This window comes from Bacillus sp. RHFS10 (assembly GCF_016757475.1).
Lineage (GTDB): Bacteria > Bacillota > Bacilli > Bacillales > Bacillaceae > Bacillus > Bacillus subtilis_G.
In genome coordinates, this window is the sequence record NZ_JAESPO010000003.1 from 358,876 (window position 1) to 376,630 (window position 17,755).

At 41.4% G+C, this 17,755-nt stretch carries 22 protein-coding genes, 2 tRNA genes and 2 rRNA genes; 8 read left to right on the forward strand and 18 right to left on the reverse strand.

Features of this window, described 5'->3' with window-relative positions; all coding sequences use genetic code 11:
* Positions 1–8: 8 nt before the first annotated feature.
* Together JMN17_RS14260 and JMN17_RS14265 are read right to left on the reverse strand one after the other, a co-directional pair.
* Entirely contained in the window at positions 9–782 is a 774-nt protein-coding gene (locus tag JMN17_RS14260) for a phage antirepressor (protein WP_202328394.1), read from the reverse strand.
* Positions 783–888: 106 nt separating this feature from the next.
* Positions 889–1,203, reverse strand: coding sequence for a hypothetical protein (locus tag JMN17_RS14265; RefSeq protein ID WP_017697379.1), 315 nt, complete (start codon positions 1,201–1,203; stop codon positions 889–891).
* 79 nt (positions 1,204–1,282) lie between these two features.
* On the opposite strand from JMN17_RS14265, the gene JMN17_RS14270 reads away from it, so the two are divergent.
* On the forward strand, positions 1,283–1,669 hold the full coding sequence (locus JMN17_RS14270; RefSeq protein WP_202328395.1) for a hypothetical protein: 387 nt from the start codon (positions 1,283–1,285) through the stop codon (positions 1,667–1,669).
* Positions 1,670–1,857: 188 nt separating this feature from the next.
* Here the strand turns inward: JMN17_RS14270 and JMN17_RS14275 are convergent, their stop codons facing one another.
* A complete protein-coding gene (locus JMN17_RS14275) occupies positions 1,858–2,109 on the reverse strand; it encodes a helix-turn-helix transcriptional regulator (RefSeq protein ID WP_202328396.1) in 252 nt (83 codons plus the stop codon).
* Between the two features lie 170 nt (positions 2,110–2,279).
* Here JMN17_RS14275 and JMN17_RS14280 point away from each other — a divergent pair, with 170 nt between their 5' ends.
* From JMN17_RS14280 to JMN17_RS14295, 4 genes are all read left to right on the forward strand, one after another.
* Positions 2,280–2,666, forward strand: coding sequence for a helix-turn-helix domain-containing protein (locus JMN17_RS14280; protein WP_202328397.1), 387 nt, complete (start codon positions 2,280–2,282; stop codon positions 2,664–2,666).
* 291 nt (positions 2,667–2,957) lie between these two features.
* Positions 2,958–3,878 (forward strand): SHOCT domain-containing protein, encoded by a 921-nt coding sequence (locus tag JMN17_RS14285; RefSeq protein ID WP_242519906.1) that lies wholly within the window; start codon positions 2,958–2,960, stop codon positions 3,876–3,878.
* 72 nt (positions 3,879–3,950) lie between these two features.
* Positions 3,951–4,457, forward strand: a complete 507-nt coding sequence (locus JMN17_RS14290) for an ImmA/IrrE family metallo-endopeptidase (protein ID WP_202328398.1) — start codon at positions 3,951–3,953, stop codon at positions 4,455–4,457.
* Positions 4,458–4,473: 16 nt separating this feature from the next.
* Complete coding sequence (locus JMN17_RS14295) at positions 4,474–5,673, forward strand: tyrosine-type recombinase/integrase (protein WP_202328399.1); 1,200 nt, start codon at positions 4,474–4,476, stop codon at positions 5,671–5,673.
* 89 nt (positions 5,674–5,762) lie between these two features.
* On the opposite strand, the gene groL is transcribed toward JMN17_RS14295, so the two are convergent.
* Positions 5,763–7,400 (reverse strand): chaperonin GroEL, encoded by a 1,638-nt coding sequence (gene groL / locus JMN17_RS14300; protein ID WP_087991314.1) that lies wholly within the window; start codon positions 7,398–7,400, stop codon positions 5,763–5,765.
* Positions 7,401–7,446: 46 nt separating this feature from the next.
* Entirely contained in the window at positions 7,447–7,731 is a 285-nt protein-coding gene (gene groES / locus JMN17_RS14305) for a co-chaperone GroES (protein ID WP_003155970.1), read from the reverse strand.
* Between the two features lie 237 nt (positions 7,732–7,968).
* On the opposite strand from groES, the gene JMN17_RS14310 reads away from it, so the two are divergent.
* A complete protein-coding gene (locus tag JMN17_RS14310; protein ID WP_087991313.1) occupies positions 7,969–8,703 on the forward strand; it encodes a CPBP family intramembrane glutamic endopeptidase in 735 nt (244 codons plus the stop codon).
* A complete protein-coding gene (locus tag JMN17_RS14315) occupies positions 8,700–8,891 on the forward strand; it encodes a YdiK family protein (RefSeq protein WP_087991312.1) in 192 nt (63 codons plus the stop codon). Before JMN17_RS14310 ends, JMN17_RS14315 begins: the two co-directional genes overlap by 4 nt.
* Positions 8,892–8,929: 38 nt before the next feature.
* Here JMN17_RS14315 and tatC read toward each other — a convergent pair whose 3' ends face one another.
* From tatC to moaC, 4 genes are read right to left on the reverse strand one after another with little or no spacing between them, the layout of a single operon-like run.
* Positions 8,930–9,694, reverse strand: coding sequence for a twin-arginine translocase subunit TatC (gene tatC / locus JMN17_RS14320; RefSeq protein ID WP_087991311.1), 765 nt, complete (start codon positions 9,692–9,694; stop codon positions 8,930–8,932).
* Between the two features lie 6 nt (positions 9,695–9,700).
* Entirely contained in the window at positions 9,701–9,874 is a 174-nt protein-coding gene (gene tatAY / locus JMN17_RS14325; RefSeq protein WP_003234072.1) for a sec-independent protein translocase protein TatAY, read from the reverse strand.
* A gap of 21 nt (positions 9,875–9,895) precedes the next feature.
* Positions 9,896–10,543, reverse strand: coding sequence for a redox-sensing transcriptional repressor Rex (locus JMN17_RS14330; RefSeq protein ID WP_087991310.1), 648 nt, complete (start codon positions 10,541–10,543; stop codon positions 9,896–9,898).
* Complete coding sequence (moaC, locus tag JMN17_RS14335) at positions 10,540–11,052, reverse strand: cyclic pyranopterin monophosphate synthase MoaC (protein WP_087991309.1); 513 nt, start codon at positions 11,050–11,052, stop codon at positions 10,540–10,542. The genes JMN17_RS14330 and moaC overlap by 4 nt, the downstream gene beginning before the upstream one ends.
* A 125-nt stretch (positions 11,053–11,177) precedes the next feature.
* On the opposite strand from moaC, the gene JMN17_RS14340 reads away from it, so the two are divergent.
* Positions 11,178–13,106, forward strand: a complete 1,929-nt coding sequence (locus JMN17_RS14340) for an ABC-F family ATP-binding cassette domain-containing protein (protein ID WP_202328400.1) — start codon at positions 11,178–11,180, stop codon at positions 13,104–13,106.
* 226 nt (positions 13,107–13,332) lie between these two features.
* Here the strand turns inward: JMN17_RS14340 and tsaD are convergent, their stop codons facing one another.
* The 9 genes from tsaD to JMN17_RS14385 all read right to left on the reverse strand — a co-directional run.
* Entirely contained in the window at positions 13,333–14,373 is a 1,041-nt protein-coding gene (gene tsaD, locus JMN17_RS14345) for a tRNA (adenosine(37)-N6)-threonylcarbamoyltransferase complex transferase subunit TsaD (RefSeq protein ID WP_202328401.1), read from the reverse strand.
* Positions 14,366–14,821 carry a ribosomal protein S18-alanine N-acetyltransferase gene (gene rimI, locus JMN17_RS14350; protein WP_087991306.1) on the reverse strand — a complete coding sequence of 152 codons (456 nt, stop codon included), beginning with the start codon at positions 14,819–14,821 and terminating at the stop codon, positions 14,366–14,368. Before rimI ends, tsaD begins: the two co-directional genes overlap by 8 nt.
* Positions 14,822–14,830: 9 nt before the next feature.
* Positions 14,831–15,520 (reverse strand): tRNA (adenosine(37)-N6)-threonylcarbamoyltransferase complex dimerization subunit type 1 TsaB, encoded by a 690-nt coding sequence (gene tsaB, locus JMN17_RS14355; protein ID WP_202328402.1) that lies wholly within the window; start codon positions 15,518–15,520, stop codon positions 14,831–14,833.
* Positions 15,501–15,977, reverse strand: a complete 477-nt coding sequence (tsaE, locus tag JMN17_RS14360; protein WP_202328403.1) for a tRNA (adenosine(37)-N6)-threonylcarbamoyltransferase complex ATPase subunit type 1 TsaE — start codon at positions 15,975–15,977, stop codon at positions 15,501–15,503. Before tsaE ends, tsaB begins: the two co-directional genes overlap by 20 nt.
* Before the next feature lie 14 nt (positions 15,978–15,991).
* Complete coding sequence (gene thiL, locus JMN17_RS14365; protein ID WP_202328404.1) at positions 15,992–16,969, reverse strand: thiamine-phosphate kinase; 978 nt, start codon at positions 16,967–16,969, stop codon at positions 15,992–15,994.
* Positions 16,970–17,152: 183 nt separating this feature from the next.
* Positions 17,153–17,229 (reverse strand) — tRNA-Asp (locus JMN17_RS14370).
* A 61-nt stretch (positions 17,230–17,290) separates the two neighbouring features.
* A tRNA-Met gene (locus JMN17_RS14375) sits at positions 17,291–17,367 on the reverse strand.
* Between the two features lie 27 nt (positions 17,368–17,394).
* A 5S ribosomal RNA gene (rrf, locus tag JMN17_RS14380) occupies positions 17,395–17,510 on the reverse strand.
* A 134-nt stretch (positions 17,511–17,644) separates the two neighbouring features.
* Positions 17,645–17,755, reverse strand: a 23S ribosomal RNA gene (locus JMN17_RS14385); the annotation flags it as partial.

A 17,755-nucleotide genomic window follows, 5' to 3' on the forward strand; every position in this document is an offset into this window, starting at 1 on the left:
GAAGGTGATTAAGCCGATTGAGATGACATGAATTTATTCACAAAATAAATCTGACCTTTTCCGGTTACCTTTGGTGTGCGTGTGGTCCTGATTGAACCGTCAAGGTTGCTTACAGTTCGCTTCTTGATTTCGAACAGGCCCATATCCATACTGCGTTGAGTCGGGAGATTAAATGACTCACCCTTTTTGCGAATCAGATACCCATTGTCTCGTAACCATTGAAATAATTTATTCGGCCCGATATCTACACCGTTTTGCTGGATGATTTTCGCTAATTCACCAACAAGCACAGAGGACTCGGACGATTCAACCGCCTCAGCGAAAACCACTTTCGGTTTCATGGTTTCAATTTGCTTGCTTTGCTCTTTCATAGTGTGAAGAGTAGTTTTGAAAAGCAGCTTTGTATTTTCATCAGCTTGCGGCAAGTATGTTTGGATGAATAACTCGTCATTTGCAACGTAGCCGCCCGTTTTTCTGATAGTCGGGATGACTTCATGAGTGATCCATCTTTTGAATTGTTTAGCCTCTGGTTTGTTACTAGTTAAAATAAGTGAATACAAACCAGCTTCATTGACAACGGTTGTTTTTTGATTACGGCCTAATGAATCGGCGAGGTAAACTTTTCTTACCTCGTCTTCGTCGAGCCGGGACACCGCTACTTTGTGATTTGAATGATTTAGTACATTGCAGACATCCTTTGCGACAAACCAAGGTTGTCCATCCTTTACAACTGTCCGAACCTGCTGATCTTGATAATTGAATACTTTTTGTAATTCGTTCATTCATGAACCTCCTTAGAAAGAGTAATTATCTGAATTCACACAACGAAACGAACGGACGACCTAATTATTACTCAACGAACTTTTTCGTTCTGCAGCAGTTACCTATTCAGGCTGTTGCCTCCTTGTGAAAATACTTTGTATTTTCTTCAATCCAACGAGTGTTTCGTTCGATCCATTTGAAAAGTAATTGTGTTGGTATTTTCTTTCCAAACTCATCGTTAACCGGAAAATCAGGTCGAGCCATCAATTCAGACATTTTCGTTTGACCGCACCGAAGAACTTTCATAGCTTCTTCCCTTGTAAGAACATGAGGAAGTTCATTCAGTGAGCCAAGACGTTCAACAAGCATTTCAGTTGCTCTGTCTGCAATCTTTGCAGCAATCTGATCTATGAATTGTTCATCGTACTGCATAGTGAACATATCTTTAACCTCCTATGCTGTTTAAATAATCTTCCAATCTTTTATGTGGTAAAATCTTCATAGAAAGGTGGTGTTGACTATGTCAGATTTCCAAGATGGAAGTACTCTAGTACAAACAATCTCTGGCAAATGGTTTAGGTTTGCTAAAGAGCGTGATGGAGCAATGTTGATTGATCTACCAAACGAAGTGATTTTGAGTATCCATCCTTCGTCTCAAATGATTAGTATCTACCTTCCAGACGAAAAGAAAATCTATTACTATGCCGGTGACTTATCGTTTCAAAATGAAAATGGGCAAACCAAAGTTCATGTAACAAGTACAGCAATCAAAGAAATTCAGTTGCACTCAGGTGGTTCTATCGATAATACTTTCCAAGACATTACTTCCTTTTTCTTTGAACTTGATCTAGCCAGAACAGAGCTTTGGAAGAAGAGACACAATATCGGTCAAATAACTAATAGTTGATTTTCATAAATTTGGTATTCGGGAAAAAATTTTTGAGTTGGGAGTATGGAATTAGCCTATTCCCACACACTCCACAGAAATTTAATCTCCCGCTCCATGCTCTACCGCAATCAGTACATGCATTATCTGAATCACTAGCCGCCGTAACTGCGGTGGCTTCTTCACTAATTTGTTTCATGTTTTCACTCCTATGCTGTATATGATTTTTGTGACGTTTTGTTGCATTCAAGACCAAAAAAAAGATCTGGAAACAACTCTTTTTCATTCTTTTTGAAATAATTAGCCATTCTAACCATCAATTTAACGGTTGGATTTCTGTCACCTTTTTCAAGAGCACTTAAATATTGTCTTGATATTTCTAAATCGTCAGCAACAAGTTGTTGGGAACCAATCGATTTTCTGATTTCCGCAAGGAGCTTTCTTTCTTTAGAACTTTTCAATCCTCTCACCTCTCTTTGCTACACATAGTAACAACTTAACTAAAGTATAATTGCTACAGTGTGTGGCTGTCAATACATTTAGCTACTTTTTGTTGCAATATTTTATTTGCCACACAATGTGTCTTATAATTGTTATTGGATCAATATGTCGCAAGAAAGTTGGAGTTATTATGTTAAGTGACCGTTTAGTTAAATTAAGAAAGAGCAAAAAGCTCACACAGCAAGGATTAGCAGAAAGACTGCAAATTACTCGTTCCTCCTTGTCCCAGTATGAATTAGGGAATAGGCAACCTGATTATGAGACATTAAAAAGAATAGCTGATTTCTTTGAAGTATCAACAGATTATTTGCTGGGTCACCGCTCTAACATTGAGCCTGTCGTTCAGGAAGAAAAAGCTCCTTACAATGTTGCAGATGATCCAGATTTACAAATTGCCTTTAGAGAAGCTGCTGATTTTTCTGAGGAGGCTCGAAGACAAGCTATTGATTTTATTAATTACCTAAAAGAGAAAGAAAAAGCCAAAGGACGTAAATCTTTAAATACAGAGAATGATTAACATCTTCTAAAGCAAAAGTATTGCAATTTTTTTATATCTCACAAGAGCAAAAAATAATGGTATAAACGAGGCTCCTGCTCTTATTATTTCTTAATGTTTATTATGTTTAAATTCTGTTTACTAATAAGATTTACATTCTCATTTATATTCCATTCACATTCTCATTTATAAATTTGTTTTGGTGATAGCGATAAGCCTAGTCATATCAAGGGTTTTAACCGTTAGTCTCATTTACATTCTCTTTTGTATTTCATTTGTAATCTCATTTATATAAAAAAGGGGAAATTATAGTTGGCATTTTTATTTGAAAATGGTGAGGTTTATAATTGTCAGTTTAAAAAAACGATGAAGGCCTCTAAAAACTTTGTGAAAACATATGAAGCAGCAAAAACTATTCTTGATGAAAAGAACGAGACTATTAATGAACTCGTTTGCGGGTGCATGAAAGGTGACTCATCTTGGGGGCTTTTTATTGCAACTGAAAATCTCGTATATTTCATTGTTTTGAAGAAAAAGCAACCTGTTGTAACGCAATGGTCATATGAAGAGATTATAAAGATTTCAATCAGCCGAAAACCTATGATTGGATATAAAATCGATTTGCAAACAGTTGATGGCAGTCTAAACATCAATTCAATATCAGAAGGCGACATCGAAGGACTCCATAAGTTTGTGGAATCAAAAATAGCTGGCAACGAAGAGAAACACCAACATCAACAAGAAGAACTCGAGAAGAATATTAAGGAATACTACTTTAAATCTGCCAAAACGACAGTTACTTTGGATGGCAACTTTGTAAGAGTTGCAAGAAAAGGTGCAGTTAACACCATTACACGTGGTTACAGTGGTGAGAAATCATACAGAATTAGTGAATTAACAGGCGTTCAAATTAAAAAGCCTGGTTTAGTCACATCTGGTTATTTTCAATTTTTGACCCCTGCCGCAAATGAAACAAGTGGATTATGGGATGCTATTCAAGATGATAATTCTTTCGTATTTACAAAAGATGAATTGCCAATGGTTTTAGAGATCCAAAAACACATAGAAGAGCATCAGGCTGCGCCAGCGCAATCAGCAGCAACCACGGCATCTGCACCAGCACCAAGTATTTCAGCAGCCGATGAGTTAAAAAAATATAAAGAGTTATTGGACATGGATGCTATCACTCAAGAAGAATATGAAATCAAGAAGAAACAATTACTTAATTTATAATAGCCCTTTTATCTTGGGCTTTTCTTTCACACCAAAAACAGAACATATATTCCCATCTTGGCGGTGTTAATTATGGCTATTCGGTTATCACACTTAGAAGAAGAAGTGAAAAAGATCTATCTCAAATTAAATATGCTTACTCCTGAAGAGATAGATATGGAGCGCATTGTAGCTGCTTTCGAAATATGGATTCATTACGAGGAGACCGCCAGCAGCATGTTTTGCATAAATGGTCTCTATAGTATGGTGTTGGATTCAAGGACGTCTCGTCAGCAGCAATGGGAGGATTTTGTACACGAACTCGGGCACGTGATTAAGCATTGTGGAAACCAATTCAATATGAATCGCTTGTTTCGCCAATTGCAAGAATACCAGGCTAATAGCTTTATGTATCATTTCTGTGTGCCAACATTCATGCTTGAAAAAATTTCGTTGCCACGCATGCAGTCAGAGGCTATAAAGTTAATAGGTGACACCTTCAACGTAACATATCCTTTTGCTGCAAAACGGCTGGAAATGTACAGAAGGAAACAGTTTTCATTCATGATGTATAAAGAACTCTATAAAACTAATCAATAAAAATGAGGTGAGTAAATTGTACTTTGAGGAATTAGTTAAGGGAAAGAAGTGGCTCGCTGTCGGTGACGGTCCAAGAGATCCGGTCACCGGTAAACGCAAACAAATAGCAAGAAGAGGAAAGACCAAAAAAGAGGCTGAAAAAAGAGTCCTTGATGCTATTGCCGCTCTTGTAGAAGACGGCATAGATGAGTCTGTCGTGAAAAAGATGACATTCGAAAAGCTGGCTGCTGATTGGATTTGTGATTATGCACTTACCACTGGCAACAAGAAAGGCACCATTAGGATTAGAACAAAAGAAATTAAAATTCTCAACCGATATATTGCCAAAACAAATATTGCAAAGATCACAACAAGAAAGTACCAAAAAATATTAAATGATCTTACGGAACAAGGCTATGCTCGAAATACAATAAGTGGGGTCCATACTACAGCAGGGCTGATTTTTAAATATGCCATACAACAAAAGCTATTGAAACATAGCCCAACTGAAGGTGCAGTCGTTCCGAAAAAACGTTTAACTGTAGAAGATATCGAAAATAACCCGATTGAAGAAAAGTATTTTGAAAAAGAGGAACTCGAAGAATTCCTTTTGACTGTGAAGGAATTTGGATTAGATATGGATCTTGAAAGATTTTATTTACTCGCTTTTTCCGGAATGCGTTCAGGTGAATTATGTGCCCTGAAATGGACCGACATCAATTTTGAAACCAATGAAATCCGCATAACCAAAACCATATACTCAGAAAATAACAACATGAAAGAGTATGAATTGGTCCCACCAAAAACAGCCGGCTCAGTCCGTACAATCGAATTAGAAGATCAGATCATGGACATGCTAAAGGAATATCAAATGCGACAGAAAAAAAGAAGGCTTCAGTCACGCATAAAGCCAGAGGAATACCATGATGGAAATTTTGTTTTTGCGAGAGAAAATGGATATCCATTCTTACCTAAAAATATCATTGTGCGTATGGAAAGGTTACTTGAGAAAACATCTATTAAGAAGCATGCAACACCTCATATTTTCAGACACACACATATCAGCATGTTGACCGAAGCTCGGGTAGACATTACAACGATCATGAAAAGAGTTGGTCATGATGATATGAAAACTACAATGAGAATTTACACACACGTTACTGAAAAAATGAAAGAGGATGCTTCGCAAAAAGTCCAGAAGACTTTCGGAAACATCCTCAATATCGGGATTTCATGAAGAAATGTTATCAAAATGTTATTTTTTTGAGCATTTCGGATAAAATCAACGGTCAAACCCTTGGTATATCAAGGGTTTTCGCCGTTTGATTACATCATTCCGCCCATACCGCCCATGCCGCCCATATCAGGCATACCAGCACCGCCGCCAGCATTCTCTTCTGGTTTGTCAGCGACAACAGCTTCAGTTGTTAAGAGCATTGCTGCTACAGAAGCCGCGTTTTGCAGTGCAGAGCGTGTAACTTTCGTTGGGTCAACGATACCTTTGTCGATCATGTTTACCCATTCGCCAGTTGCAGCGTTGAAGCCTACGCCGATTTTTTCGTTTTTGAGGCGCTCAACGATGACAGATCCTTCAAGACCAGCATTGTGTGCAATTTGACGGATTGGCTCTTCAAGCGCGCGAAGCACGATGTTGATACCTGTTTGAGCATCACCTTCAGCTTCAACTGCAGCCACTTTGTTATATACGTTTACAAGCGCTGTACCACCGCCGGATACGATGCCTTCTTCAACAGCTGCACGAGTTGAGTTGAGGGCGTCTTCGATGCGAAGTTTACGCTCTTTCAGCTCAGTTTCAGTTGCAGCGCCGACTTTGATGACAGCTACACCGCCAGCAAGTTTCGCAAGACGCTCTTGTAATTTTTCTCTGTCGAATTCAGAAGTTGTTTCTTCCACTTGAGCGCGGATTTGAGTCACGCGGGCAGAAATTTTGTCTGTTTCGCCAGCGCCTTCAACGATTGTTGTGTTTTCTTTTGTAACCACAACTTTAGAAGCGCGTCCCAATTGTGTGATTTCAGTCGATTTCAGGTCAAGGCCAAGATCTTCTGTGATGACTTCTCCGCCAGTAAGGACAGCGATGTCTTCAAGCATTGCTTTACGGCGGTCACCGAAGCCAGGAGCTTTAACAGCCACTGCGTTGAATGTGCCGCGAAGTTTGTTCACAACAAGTGTTGCAAGTGCTTCGCCTTCAACATCCTCAGCGATCAGAAGCAATGGTTTGCCTTGCTGAACAACCTGCTCAAGCACAGGAAGGATTTCTTGAATGTTTGTGATTTTTTTGTCTGTGATTAAGATGTAAGGATTGTCGAGAACCGCTTCCATCTTATCAGAGTCAGTTACCATGTAAGGAGACGCATATCCGCGGTCGAATTGCATACCTTCAACAACTTCAAGCTCAGTTGTGAAGCCTTTAGACTCTTCGATTGTGATAACGCCGTCGTTTCCTACGCGCTCCATTGCTTCAGCGATAAGGCTTCCGACTTCCTCATCAGCAGCAGAGATCGCAGCAACCTGAGCGATAGACTCTTTGCCTTCGATTGGCTTAGAAATTTCTTGTAAGTTTTCGATCGCAACCGCTACAGCTTTTTCCATACCTTTACGCACGCCTACAGGATTAGCACCTGCTGTCACGTTTTTAAGGCCTTCACGGATCATTGCTTGCGCAAGAACTGTCGCAGTGGTTGTACCGTCACCGGCAACGTCGTTTGTTTTGCTGGCTACTTCAGCAACAAGCTTAGCACCCATGTTTTCAAACGCGTCTTCGAGTTCGATTTCTTTAGCGATTGTTACACCGTCATTCGTGATTAACGGAGAACCGAATTTTTTCTCTAGAACCACGTTGCGTCCTTTTGGTCCTAAAGTTACTTTTACAGCATCAGCAAGTGCATCGACACCGCGAAGCATTGCGCGGCGAGCTTCTTCACTAAACTTAATATCTTTTGCCATTTTTACAAAACCTCCTCGAATTTTTAAGTATTTGTTTATTTAAGAATTAGCCGATAACAGCTAAAATGTCGCTTTCACGTAAGATTAAGTATTCAGTACCTTCGTATTTCACTTCAGTACCTGCGTATTTTGAGAAGATAATGCGGTCGCCCTCTTTTACTTCTAAAGCAACGCGCTCTCCGCTTTCTAACACGCGACCTGAACCAGCTGCCACGATTTTGCCTTCTTGCGGTTTTTCTTTTGCAGAATCCGGCAACACAATTCCGCTGGCAGTTTTTTCTTCAGATTCTACGAGTTCAATGACAACGCGATCACCTAATGGCTTTAACAATGTAATAACCTCCTCAATAGTATGAATATGTAATTTTAGCACTCAACACTAAAGAGTGCTAACACAATTCTTATAATAAAGAATCTCACTTCCAATTTCAAGTGATAAGATAAAAAAATTTTCACGCTTACATGATTCTTTTCAGCACCCTTATCCCTTAGCTTTTTCACCCCCGTTCTGATTATGTTACAATAGCTGTAGACAACGAAACCCATTTAACAAAGGAGTACATACCATTTGAGAAAACAGTATTGGTTTATTATTTTGACATATATCATTATGCAGTTTTCCTACATAATTGCGATTCCCTTGTTCTTTAGATTCGGTTATGCCGGAGGACATCCTACCAAGGAAAACATGCTGCACGCACAAGGATTATGGTCCGTCATCAGCTTTATCGCCTGTCTCATTGTCGTTCTGCTTATTCTGAGAACGGTTCCGAAGACAACGCTGCGAAACGGCCGGAAAGACTCCGTCGGGCTTTCTATCCTATGGGCGATAGCCGGTTTTTTCATTGCCCTTTTCTCTCAAGGAATAGCAGGCTCTATTGAATATTATATATTCGGCATCGGAAGAGAATCAGAAAATACACAAGCCATTCTTAAAGTCATTCAGGCAGTCCCGCTCATGATTATCGTTTCTTCTATCGTCGGGCCTATATTAGAAGAAATCCTCTTCAGAAAAATCATTTTCGGGGCGCTTTACGAAAAAACGAATTTCTTTTTTGCAGCACTGCTCAGCTCGATTATTTTCGGTATTGTTCACGCTGATTTGAAGCATCTTCTTCTTTATACAGCTATGGGCTTTACCTTTGCCTTCTTGTATGCGAGGACAAAACGGATATGGGTGCCGATTTTCGCCCATGTCATGATGAATACATTTGTCGTTATCATGCAGCTTGAACCTGTTCAGAAGTACCTTGAACAGCAGAGCACACAAATGCAATTGATTATTGGAGGATTATTTCTATGAGAAACCCGGTAGTTTGGGGAATGATCTATTTTGCCGTAGGGTGCATCTTTACTTATCTTGCCGCAAGCTCGCCAGGCAGCATGTGGTCATTTTACTCCATCCTGCTGATGGTGTTCGCCGCTTACAACATCAGCATTTCATTTAAGATGTTCGCCTTTTCATTGAAAATCAAAAAGAACCAGAAATAAAGAAAATCCATTTCTCCGTATGAGAAATGGATTTTTTATTATTGCCCGGAAGACACGTCCTGATCGGAAGCGCTGCTTTTCTGCGCTTTCCGATAGGCGGCCCTCGATATAAAAATACTGATTTCATATAAAATCAACAGCGGAACAGTGACCATCATATGAGACAAAAGCTCAGGAGGAGTAATCAGGGCAGCGATCACAAGCAGCGCAAAATACGCATACTTTCTGATTTTCGCTAAGAACATGGGTGTCACAATTCCAAGCCTTGTCAAAAACATGAGAATGACCGGCATTTGGAACAACAGTCCGAACGGAATTGTCAGCTGCAGAAGAAAATGAAAATACTCATTAATTCCGATCACCTGATTGACATTCAAGTCCTGAGAGATTCGCTTCATAAAATCAACAACAAAAGGAAATAAAATATAATACGAAAAAGATAAGCCCGCTAAAAACAACAAAACAGAGATCGGAATGTAACCGAGCGTTACTCTTCGCTCTTTCTCATAGAGGCCTGGACTTACAAAAGCCCAAAGCTGATAAAGAATAACCGGGGAGGTCAGAACAATGCCGATGATAAACGCAAACTGCATAAACACAAAAAGCGGATCTGTCAGGTTAAACGCGTTAAGCGTAAGCTCCTTCGCTTCATCTGTTTTTTGCAGATACACAATAATCGGCTTCGCTAAGAAAAATCCCGCGATAAAAAAAACGACAAACGCCAGCGCCACAACCAGCAATCGTTTTCGAAGCTCAGCAATATGCTCCAGCAGCGACATTTGATTCACATTCATTCGTGTCACCCTAACCTACTGATCTTCTTTCTTTTTTTCCTCTTCATCACTCGTTAATCCTTTAGTAGCGTTTTTGAATTCACGAAGTGTGTCTCCCGCTGCTTTCCCCAGTTCAGGCAGCTTTTTAGGACCGAAGATAATTAAAGCAACGATTGCGATAACAGCAAGGCTTCCAGGACCGATCGGCATATGTGGGCTCCTCCTTTCCCTCTATTCGATTTCCTCCAAAACTGAATAATGCTTCAAGAAATAAACCAGTGATTGAAGCTCTACAGCTAAATCTATATGATGAATTCGAATGTGTTCCGGCACATTCAAGCGGGCCGGCGTAAAGTTAAGAATACCCTTGATTCCTAACGCGACTAATCTGTCTGTAATAGGCTGAGCAGCAACTGCTGGCACTGTTAGAATGGCAACTGATTCATTTTTTACGTACTGTTCAAGGTCATTAAGGTTATAGACGGGCACGCCGCCTACCTCAGTTCCTATTTTACTCTCATTTATATCAAAAGCCATAGAAATTTTTGTGTTATTATTTTTTGTGAAATTATAGTGAAGAAATGCCGTTCCCAAGTTCCCGACACCAATCAAGATGACGTCTGTCATCTCATCCTGATCAAGCGTTTTGCGGAAAAAAGACAGCAAATAATCCACGTTATATCCATATCCTTTTTTGCCAAGAGCTCCAAAATAGGAAAAATCCCTGCGAATCGTGGCAGAATCAACCTTTACGGCATCACTGAGTTCAGCGGAAGATACACGCTGTTTTCCTGACGCATGCAGATTCTTTAAAAAGCGATAGTAAAGCGGCAGCCTTTTTGCCGTCGCCTGCGGAATTTTTGATTGATCCTTATTCATTTTTGGTCCTCCAAATTATACTCGGATAGTTCTCTTTTAAAGTCACCGTTTTTCCCGCCTGTCTTTTCCAGCAAGAAAGTAGGGCCGATGACCATCCCCTTATCAAGGGCCTTGCACATATCGTAAACGGTAAGAGCGCACACCGATGCAGAAGTGAGCGCTTCCATTTCCACACCTGTACTCCCTTTCGTCTTGACCTGTGCTTTTATATGAAGTATAACTTCTTTTTCTTTTATTTTCCAGTCGAACGATATATCTACTCCGCTCAGTGAAAGCGGATGGCACATCGGAATGATATTGGACGTTTGCTTTGCCGCCATAATGCCTGCCACTTGTGCAACAGCCAGTACATCTCCTTTGCCGATATCGTGACTTTGTATTTTCTCGTACACTTCATTCTTCATGTGTACGCTTGAAACAGCCGCCGCAGTACGGACAGTCGAAGATTTTTCGCTTATATCCACCATCTGGGCTCTTCCCTGTTCATTAAAATGAGAAAATCCATTCATATTAAAACTCTCCTTAAAAAGATCATACACTATTTTCTTCTCTATGTCTTATTCGGCCAATGTATTGTTTGCTGACTTCTGATTCATAAGCTACACTTAACTTATTATAGCAGAGGTGAAATAATATGATGATCTTACAAGTTAATCAGCTGTCCAAATCATTTGGTGCTGATACTATTTTAAACAATATAAAGCTGGAAGTCAGAAATCGTGATCGCATCGCCATTGTAGGTAGAAATGGTGCGGGAAAATCTACGTTGCTTAAAATTATCGCAGGCCAGCTATCATACGAAAAGGGCGAAGTCATTAAACCGAAAGATATTACAATGGGATATCTCGCCCAGCATACGGGCTTGGATTCTAAGCTTACCATAAAAGAAGAGCTGCTGACTGTTTTTGACCACTTAAAAGCAATGGAAAAGGAAATGCGGGCTATGGAAGAAAAAATGGCGGCAGCTGATCCCGATGAATTGGAAAGCATCATGAAAACCTATGACCGGCTTCAGCAGGATTTCAAAGATAAAGGCGGCTATCAATATGAAGCGGACGTCAGATCTGTGCTGCATGGCCTCGGCTTCAGCCATTTTGACGATTCTACACAGGTGCAAAGCCTCAGCGGAGGCCAGAAAACAAGACTGGCCCTAGGCAAGCTTCTGTTAACACAGCCTGATTTGCTCATTCTTGATGAGCCGACAAACCATCTCGATATTGATACACTAACCTGGCTTGAACATTATTTGCAGGGCTATTCAGGCGCCATTCTCATCGTTTCTCATGACCGCTACTTTTTGGACAAAGTGGTAAACCAAGTATACGAGGTATCTAGAGCGGAAAGTAAAAAGTATCACGGCAACTACAGCGCTTATCTCGACCAAAAAGCCGTGCAATATGAAAAAGATCTTAAAGTGTATGAAAAGCAGCAGGATGAAATCGCAAAGCTCCAGGACTTCGTAGACCGAAATCTGGCAAGAGCCTCTACCACAAAAAGAGCGCAAAGCCGCCGAAAGCAGCTTGACCGAATGGAAGTCAAGGCAAAACCGCTCGGCGATGAAAAATCCGCAAACTTTCATTTTGATATTACAAAACAGAGCGGAAACGAAGTCCTGCGTGTTCAAGATCTCACAATCAGCTATGAAAACCAGCCGCCGCTTTTAAGAGAAGTGTCTTTCATGCTCACAAGAGGAGAAAGCGCCGCGCTTGTCGGCCCAAACGGGATCGGTAAATCGACATTGCTGAAAACATTAATGGACACCCTGAAGCCAGATCAAGGAACGATCTCATACGGCTCGAATGTCAGTGTCGGCTACTATGATCAGGAGCAGGCTGAGCTGACTTCCTCCAAACGTGTCCTTGATGAGCTGTGGGATGAGTACCCCGGGCTTCCGGAAAAAGAAATCAGAACTTGTCTCGGGAACTTCTTGTTTTCCGGAGATGATGTATTGAAACCCGTGCATTCACTGAGCGGGGGTGAAAAAGCAAGAGTGGCCCTTGCTAAGCTGATGCTTCAAAAAGCGAATTTTCTCATCCTTGATGAACCGACAAACCATCTGGACTTAGATAGCAAAGAAGTTCTCGAAAACGCGCTGATTGATTATCCAGGCACATTGTTATTTGTCTCACATGACAGGTATTTTATTAACAGAATCGCCACAAGAGTCTTGGAGCTATCTTCAAACCATATAGAAGAATATCTGGGCGATTACGATTATTATACGGAGAAAAAAACAGAACAGCTTGAACTGGAGAAAATGAATCAGCAAGAGGAAACAGAAAAAACGCCCGCCACGGTAAAGTCTGACTCCAAACGTTCCTACGAAGAAGAAAAAGAATGGAAAAAGAAAGAACGCCAACGGCTCCGGCGGATTGAAGAAATTGAAACCACTGTTCAAACCATTGAAGAAAACATCAGCCGCAATGATGAATTGCTTTGTGACCCGGAAGTCTTTAAAGATCACGAAAAGGTACAAGACATCCATGCAGAAAACGAGAAACTCAATCAGGAGCTGGAGATTCTTTTATCCGAATGGGAAGAACTATCCACAGAAGAAGCTTAAAAAAAGTCAAGCACCTCTTTTTTGAGGTGCTTTTTATCCACAGAAAATAACCTTTTAGGCAAACAAAGTAAGCGCTTTATACACATTATCCACAAAATATTCTGAATTTATCCACTTTATTAACAGTGTCTTCAGCCCTTTATCCATCTATATCTCCATAATTACTCACAGACATGTGGATAAATTGAGAATTATCTGTTAATAAAAGATAAAAAGCCTCACGCCATTATATCGTGAGACTTTGATAAGAAGTCAATTCAAGGCCAGGCTGGCCATTCATATCATATGAACCGCGAATCCCCTTCTCAAAAGCAATGGTACCAGCCGCAGCAATCATCGCAGCATTATCCGTACACAACGCTAACGGAGGAATGACAAGCGCAATACCTTCATGCTGTGCAAATTCCTTTTCTAGTGCTGCTCTGAGTCCTCTGTTTGCAGCTACTCCACCAGCTAAAAGGACCTGTTTAACACCATATTCCTTTGCCGCACGCACCGTTTTCGTCACCAAGACATCAATTACGCTATTTTGGAAACTGGCAGACAAATCTTCCGGAGCAATCTCCTGTCCTTTTTGAGACGCATTATGAAGCGTATTAATCACGGCAGACTTCAACCCGCTGAAGCTGAAATTGTAAGAGCCTTCTTCAAGCCATGCCCGAGGAAGCGGAATATTGCCATTCCCTTTTTCAGCAAGCTTATCAATTTGCGGTCCGCCCGGATACGGCAGTCCCATTGTTCGCGCCACCTTGTCATAAGCTTCACCCGCTGCATCATCGAGCGTTTCCCCAATGACTTCAAATGATCCGTGTTCCTTCATATAGACCAATTCCGTATGGCCCCCTGAAACGACCAATGCCAATGCCGGAAACACGATCTCTTCTACAAGACGATTCGCGTATATATGACCGGCTATATGATGGATGCCAATTAACGGAATGTTATGCGCAAAGCTCAATGCTTTAGCAGCGTTCACTCCGATAAGAAGCGCTCCCACCAATCCCGGACCTTCAGTTACTGCAATCGCGTCAATATCACTATACGTCATGTCAGCTTTACGAAAAGCCTCTTCTATGACCAAAGTAATCTGCTCAACATGATGTCTTGAAGCAATTTCCGGAACAACGCCTCCAAAGCGCTTATGGCTTTCAATTTGAGAGGCCACTACGTTCGAAATGATTTCTTTACCGTTTTTCACAATTGCTGCCGCCGTTTCATCACAGCTTGTTTCAATTCCTAATACGTAAGTCTCTTTTTGCTCACTCATTTATCGTCACCCACATAATTAACGCATCTTCCCCGTTATCAGTATAATAGTTCTTTCTTATTCCGCCGGGCTGCATCCCGAACTTTTTATATAAACCTTGAGCAGGATGATTAGAAACCCTCACTTCAAGCGAAAGCCGCCTTGCGTCTTTTTCTTTGCACAGTTCCATCGCTGAGCGAAAAAGCGTTTCTCCTAAAGACTGGCCGCGATACTCCGGTTTGATCGCGATATTCGTAATTTGCGCATCGTCCATCACAATCCAAATCCCGCAATACCCAGCAACATGGCCGTTCTTTTCAATCACGAGATAATGAGCATACGGATTTTCCATCAGCTCATGGTAAAACGAATCCTTTGTCCACGGAGACGTAAAGGAGGATGTTTCGATTTCGTATACGTGATCAATATCATCATGCCGCATGTTTCTAACCGCTGCTTTTGTTTTCATCCTATCACCCTACTTTTGACTTTCAATCCATTTCGCTTCAGCTTCCGCCAGCCGCAAGTATTCCGGGACAAGGCCGTGAACATCAGCTGCTTCTTTTTCCGCCCCTAGAAAACCCAATTCTGAAGGACGCGGGTTATGCTGAGCAGCAGCTCCAATGATTCCTTTTGGTCCAAGCACATCCTCTATCATCTGCTTGTGAATGGAAGTATCATGACCTAAAAACAAAACAGGGCGTTCTTTTTCTTTTAGCATCTCCAGCCAATCGGCCAGCATCACATTTTGATCAGGAACAACTTGAACCAAAAGCCCGTTTTTGTATTCATACAGACCTGTATACACCTGTCCACGTCTGGCATCAAAGATAGGGCTGATCAGCCCGTCAAAATGCCGTCCATTTGCCGCAAGCGCCTCAAGGCTTGATACAGCAGTAATCGGAATGTGTAAAGACCAGGCAAGCGTTTTTGCGAGCGTCACGCCAATCCTGACTCCTGTGTATGAACCAGGTCCTTTCGCAACCACAATTTTAGAAAGATCCTGCGGTGTCATCTCACAATCCTTCAGTAATGAATGAACAGCAGGCATCGCTCTTACAGAGTGGTTCTTTTTCAAATATGTAATGTGTTCTGCTATGACGGTGTCTTCTCGAAGCAGCGCAATGCCCAACGTATAATTTGATGTATCAATTGCTAATATTGTCATGTCCACTTATCTCCTCACAAAGCATTTCATACCGATTCCCGTCAGCAGTAAAGGTAATTTCCCGCTCATCATCGCCTGCTCTTTTAATGACAATCTGCAGTCGCTCCTTCGGAAGCTGCTCTTCAATTAAATGAGCCCATTCAACGAGGCAGACACCTTGTCCGTGAAAATATTCGTCAAGTCCCAAATCCTCACTTTCATCTTCCATTCTATACACATCCATATGATAAAGAGGAAGTGTGCCATCGTTATATTCTTTTATAATTGTAAAAGTCGGACTGTTTACAACACGTGTAATTCCAAGTCCTTCCGCAAAACCTTTCGTAAAAGTCGTTTTTCCGGCCCCTAAATCGCCCTCTAATGTCAGGACGTCTCCCGGTTTAGCAAACGATGCCGTCAGCTTAGCAATCGCTTTTGTATCTTCAGGATTTACAGTTCTCCACTTTAATTGCTTCACACGAGTCACCCGTCTTATTTAAAATGATTATATCCTTTTTTTTCTATGATCTTTGATGTTTTATCTGTTTTTAGGATCACGTTGGATTCAGTTTTTTCTCTGACATGACCAATCTTTGTAATGGGCAGTTGACGTGTTTCGCACTCTTGCTTCAACACTTCCCATTCCTCCTTTGAAACCGTCCCTGTCAGCTCAAAATCCTCACCGCCAAACAAAGCCCACTCTTTCCAGTTATGATGGAGCTTAGGCAAGACAGAATGGACTGGCAGCATGCTTTCATCGATTTCAATTGAAACACAGCTGGCTTCCGCAATCTCATTTAATTCACTTGCTAATCCGTCACTAATATCATTTAAAGCTGCCCGCTGAACATTCGAGCATAATCTGCCGATGCTTACTCTCGGCTGAGGCCGTTTATGCCTGTTGATAAAGTAATCCGCTTCAATAGCTGAGTTTTGGGGATCAATCTCTTCTAACAATAAAGAAAGTCCAGCTGCAGAAGAACCGATTTCACCGGTTACAAACACAATATCATTCGGTCTTGCCAAGCTGCGCAAACAAGCCTGTCCCTTTTCAACTTCCCCGATTACAGTGACTGTGACAACTAATTTGTCAGAGGTAGAGACTGTATCGCCGCCAATCAAATCCATATGATATAGTTTCGCCAGTTCATTCATACCTTCATACATCGCCTTAATTTCCGATTCCGTCCATTTTGAAGGTACTGCAAGTGATACCAAATAAAATTTCGGAATGCCTCCCATTGCGGCAATATCACTTATATTAACGGCTAATGCCTTATACCCGATATCTTTAGGTGAGGAATAGTGTAATTTGAAATGCACGTCTTCTACCATAGTATCAACACAAACAATTTCCTGAACGCCATGTTTCGCAGTGTAGAGCGCTGCATCATCACCAATTCCTACATCAACGGAAGAATGGTGAATGGTCCGCGGAGTAATGCTATGTATCAAATCAAATTCATCCATGAACCAAAGCCCCCCTTTCAACCTGCTTAGCCTATATGTACTCTTCCTAGTGTATCGAATTTTGCTGTAATATCCAAGATGTTGCCGATATAAAAGAAAGCTTGGCTATGACACCAAGCAGAAGCTACAGTAAAAGAAAACACAAAAAAAAACGAAAACATGATCGTTTCGTTTAATAAAAAATGGCGGTCCGGACGGGACTCGAACCCGCGACCTCCTGCGTGACAGGCAGGCATTCTAACCAACTGAACTACCGGACCATATTTGTATAGGATTATTTAGTTGCACCCTTCGGGCACTCCTTATTTCATCCATATATTTTGGTTGCGGGGGCAGGATTTGAACCTGCGACCTTCGGGTTATGAGCCCGACGAGCTACCGAACTGCTCCACCCCGCGATGATAATAATTTAATTTAAGTTACAAGCTTGGCGGCGTCCTACTCTCACAGGGGGAAACCCCCGACTACCATCGGCGCTGAAGAGCTTAACTTCCGTGTTCGGCATGGGAACGGGTGTGACCTCTTCGCTATCGCCACCAAACAAATGCCTTCAGGATGAAGGTACTGGGCGTTTCTCACAGGATGTGAGAGCCCTTAGCGGAGTTTCCTTGCTTTTCCGCCTTTTAGAGAGATGTTCTCTCAAAACTAGATAACAGATGTGACATCATTCAAAATGTGGTTAAGTCCTCGATCGATTAGTATCTGTCAGCTCCATGTGTCGCCACACTTCCACCTCAGACCTATCAACCTGATCATCTTTCAGGGATCTTACTTCCTTGCGGAATG